General features: G+C 64.2%; 5 protein-coding genes, 1 tRNA gene and 1 pseudogene. All 7 read left to right on the plus strand.

Annotated elements, in window-relative coordinates; genetic code table 11:
- A pseudogene (tuf, locus tag D7V97_RS41825) lies at positions 1–194 on the plus strand (elongation factor Tu); the annotation flags it as partial.
- Between the two features lie 94 nt (positions 195–288).
- Positions 289–453: a 50S ribosomal protein L33 gene (rpmG, locus tag D7V97_RS41830; protein ID WP_002617522.1), complete on the plus strand. Its 165-nt coding sequence runs from the start codon at positions 289–291 to the stop codon at positions 451–453.
- Between the two features lie 23 nt (positions 454–476).
- Positions 477–552: transfer RNA gene (locus D7V97_RS41835), tRNA-Trp, on the plus strand.
- A gap of 88 nt (positions 553–640) precedes the next feature.
- Positions 641–1084, plus strand: a complete 444-nt coding sequence (secE, locus tag D7V97_RS41840) for a preprotein translocase subunit SecE (protein ID WP_120616106.1) — start codon at positions 641–643, stop codon at positions 1082–1084.
- On the plus strand, positions 1084–1632 hold the full coding sequence (gene nusG / locus D7V97_RS41845) for a transcription termination/antitermination protein NusG (protein ID WP_120616107.1): 549 nt from the start codon (positions 1084–1086) through the stop codon (positions 1630–1632). Before secE ends, nusG begins: the two co-directional genes overlap by 1 nt.
- A gap of 102 nt (positions 1633–1734) precedes the next feature.
- Positions 1735–2181: a 50S ribosomal protein L11 gene (gene rplK, locus D7V97_RS41850; RefSeq protein WP_120616108.1), complete on the plus strand. Its 447-nt coding sequence runs from the start codon at positions 1735–1737 to the stop codon at positions 2179–2181.
- A 28-nt stretch (positions 2182–2209) separates the two neighbouring features.
- Entirely contained in the window at positions 2210–2923 is a 714-nt protein-coding gene (gene rplA / locus D7V97_RS41855; protein WP_120616109.1) for a 50S ribosomal protein L1, read from the plus strand.
- Positions 2924–2955 lie beyond the last annotated feature (32 nt).

Genomic DNA, 2955 nt, shown 5'->3' on the forward strand with positions numbered 1-2955 from the left:
TCTACTTCCGCACGACGGACGTGACGGGCACGGTGAAGCTGCCGGAGAACGTCGAGATGGTGATGCCGGGCGACAACATCGCGATCGAGGTGGAACTCATCACCCCGGTGGCGATGGACAAGGAGCTCCGGTTCGCCATTCGTGAGGGTGGCCGTACGGTGGGCGCGGGCGTCGTTGCGGAGATCATCGCCTGATCGGCTTCACGCCGACCAGCTTCCACGGGCACTGAGTTGCCGAGGGGAGGGCTGCTTTTGTAGCCTTCCCCTCTCGCATCTGGTGAAATGAGCCATGCCGAAGGGTAACCGTTCCATCATCTCGCTCGAGTGCACCACGTGCAAAGAGCGGAACTACACGACCACGAAGAACAAGCGGAAGAGCCAGGATAAGCTCGAGCTGAGCAAGTTCTGTCCTCGGTGCCGCAAGCACACAGACCACAAGGAAGGCAAGGTCTAGGTCGCTCGTTCCATAGAAGGTTTAGGCCAGTAGCTCCAACGGTAGAGCAGCGGTCTCCAAATCCGCGTGTTGGGGGTTCGAATCCCTCCTGGCCTGCCAGCTTCAGTACAGGGACCCCCGGTACCGAGCGGTGCCGGGGGTCCCTGCCTTTTCGCAGTCCAGCTTCCACAGTCCCTCGTGAGGCACCATGGCGACGGCATCTGAGGCCAGCCAGCAGGCTAACCGCTCGGGCATCGACCCGAAGCGGCTCGTGGTCATCTTCTATCTCGTCGCCGGCATCGTCCTGGCCCTCTTCCTGGAGCATGTCTTCGGGTTGCTCTGGAGCCGGTTCGGCTGGAGTGACGTCGAGCTCTTCGAGGGCCTTGGCTGGCACGTATCGACCCTGGTGGGCTATGTCGTCGCCCTGGGGTTGGTGCTGGCGGCCTACTTCCATCCCCGCACGCACGCCCTGTCTGTCGACGTGGCGTCCGAGCTGATGAAGGTCACCTGGCCTTCCTGGTCGGAGACCCGCGCGTCGACCATGGCCGTGGTCGTCGCTTCGCTCGTCGCCGCGGTGCTGCTCTTCTGCATCGACACCGTCGCCTACAACTTGATGGTGGAGTGGCTGCCAGCCCTGTGGGGGAAGCTGTAATGGCGATGAAATGGTTCACGGTCCAGACCTACTCGAACTACGAGAACCAGGCGAAGAAGAACCTGGAGGAGCAGGTCCGTCTCAAGGGCCTGCAGGACCAGCAGCTCATCGGTGAGATCCTCATCCCCATGGAGCAGGTCGTGGAGATGGTGAACGGCGAGAAGAAGACCACCCGCCGCAAGCTCTTCCCGGGCTACATCTTCGTCCAGATGGAGCTCAGCGACACCACCCTGCACCTGGTGAAGAACACCTCCAAGGTGACCGGGTTTCCGGGCGTGGGCCAGAACGAGCAGCCCCGGCCCATGTCGGACGCCGAGGTCGCGCGCATCACCACCCAGGTGGCCGAGGGTGCGCTCAAGCCCAAGCCCAAGGTCCAGTTCGAGGCCAGCGACACGGTGCGCGTCATCGACGGCCCGTTCGCCAACTTCAACGGCACGGTGGAAGAAGTGAACGCGGAGAAGGGTCGGGTCCGGGTGCTCGTCAGCATCTTCGGTCGCGCGACTCCCGTGGAGCTCGATTTCATGCAGGTGGAGAAGACCACCGGCTAAGCAGGCTTCCGCGCCCGGCTGTCGGGCGCGGACAACGGGTGGGAGGGTCACCCCGTCTGGTGACCCGCTGGAACCACCCCATCGAAAGGCAGCAGTCCGCCGATGAAGAAGGTCACAGGTCAGGTCAAGTTGCAGATTCCCGCCGGCAAGGCGAACCCCGCCCCGCCGATTGGTCCCGCCCTCGGTCAGCAGGGCGTGAACATCATGGAGTTCTGCAAGCAGTTCAATGCGAAGACGCAGGCCGAGGCGAAGGAAGGTCTCATCATCCCGGTGATCATCACCGTGTATGCGGACCGCTCCTTCACCTTCATCATGAAGACGCCCCCCGCCGCCATCCTCATCAAGAAGGCCGCGGGTCTCCACACGGAGAAGAAGAAGGGTTCGGGCGCGAAGAAGCCGGGCAAGGAGAAGGTGGGGCAGATCACCCGGAAGCAGCTCGAGGAGATCGCCAACAAGAAGATCCAGGACACCACCGCCGCGTCCCTCGAAGCCTGCATGAACACCATTGCCGGCACCGCGCGCTCCATGGGCATCGAAGTCGTCGGTTAGCCCGCCCCATCTTTCAAGGATTCCTGCCATGGCTACCAATGGAAAGAAGTTCCGCGCGTCCTCCGAGCTGGTGGACCGCAACAAGCGCTACGCCGTCGCCGAGGGCTTCGCGCTGCTGAAGAAGACGGTCGAGGCCCGCGCGACGAAGTACGACCAGACGGTCGATGTCGCCATCAACCTGGGCGTGGACCCGAAGCACGCGGACCAGATGGTCCGTGGCGCCGTGGTGCTCCCGCATGGCACTGGCGCCACCGTGCGCGTGGCCGTGTTCGCCAAGGGTGAGCGCGCGACCGAGGCTGCCAACGCCGGCGCGGACATCGTGGGCGCGGAGGACCTCCAGAAGCGCATCGAGGAGGGCTTCCTCGACTTCGACACCGTCATCGCGACGCCGGACATGATGGGTGTGGTCGGTCGCCTCGGTAAGGTGCTCGGTCCCCGCGGCCTCATGCCCAACCCGAAGGTGGGCACGGTCACGATGGACGTGGCCAAGGCCATCCGCGACTCCAAGGGCGGTAAGGTCGACTTCCGCGCGGAGAAGGCGGGCATCGTCCACGCCAAGATGGGCAAGGCCTCCTTTGAGACGGCCAAGCTCGAGGCGAACTTCAACGCGCTGGTGGACCTGGTGATGAAGCTCAAGCCGGCCACCGCCAAGGGCGTGTACCTGCAGGGCATCGCCATCTCGACCACGATGGGGCCGGGCATCAAGCTCGACACCACCGAGATCTTGGCGCGTCACCGCTAGTCCCGGGGTGTCGGGGCGGGCCGGGAAGGGTG

It is taken from the genome of Corallococcus sp. CA053C (genome assembly GCF_003611675.1).
Taxonomy (GTDB): Bacteria; Myxococcota; Myxococcia; order Myxococcales; family Myxococcaceae; genus Corallococcus.

Bases quoted from the DNA above. Each gene is read 5' to 3' on its own strand.
- rpmG (WP_002617522.1), top strand. From the start codon at position 289: ATGCCGAAGGGTAACCGTTCCATCATCTCGCTCGAGTGCACCACGTGC.
- secE (WP_120616106.1), top strand. From the start codon at position 641: ATGGCGACGGCATCTGAGGCCAGCCAGCAGGCTAACCGCTCGGGCATC.
- nusG (WP_120616107.1), top strand. From the start codon at position 1,084: ATGGCGATGAAATGGTTCACGGTCCAGACCTACTCGAACTACGAGAAC.
- rplK (WP_120616108.1), top strand. From the start codon at position 1,735: ATGAAGAAGGTCACAGGTCAGGTCAAGTTGCAGATTCCCGCCGGCAAG.
- rplA (WP_120616109.1), top strand. From the start codon at position 2,210: ATGGCTACCAATGGAAAGAAGTTCCGCGCGTCCTCCGAGCTGGTGGAC.